Source organism: Amphritea pacifica (assembly GCF_016924145.1).
GTDB classification, from domain to species: domain Bacteria; phylum Pseudomonadota; class Gammaproteobacteria; order Pseudomonadales; family Balneatricaceae; genus Amphritea; species Amphritea pacifica.
This window is the reverse complement of the sequence record NZ_JAFFZO010000149.1, coordinates 1-376: the sequence shown is the minus strand read 5'-3', so window position 1 is coordinate 376 and position 376 is coordinate 1. Positions and strand designations below refer to the sequence as shown.

General features: G+C 52.4%; 1 pseudogene. It reads right to left on the bottom strand.

What is annotated here, in order from left to right:
• Nucleotides 1–61 precede the first annotated feature (61 nt).
• Nucleotides 62–376: pseudogene (locus JW499_RS21835) on the bottom strand (hypothetical protein); the annotation flags it as partial.

Sequence of the window (376 nt, the reverse complement as noted above, 5' to 3'; positions counted from 1 at the left end):
TGCTGCTGTAGGGCTTTATCTGTTGGAAGTCCATTTATATTCGTTTAGTCCGTTAGTGCATTCAGGCTTGAGTGCCGCCATTAAACAGATCGATCTCCGGGCCCATACTAGGCATAAAACGTTGCTCTGTACGTAGTTGAGCGATCGCTTCTTCAAACTCGTCATCATCCATTGAGAACCAGTAATCGGGTTGTCGATTGGTTTTAGCATCGTAGGCAGCAGTTGTGGGATCGTGGGGCCGGGCCGGTTCCAGCTCCGGGATATCGGGCATTGGCTGGCTGGTGTCCATATAGCGCTGGATCAGGTTCCAGATCCGTTCAAGCTCCTCCGGTTGCTGGCTGGTGCTGAAACCGTGCAGGGGGATGCTGTCGAAGTA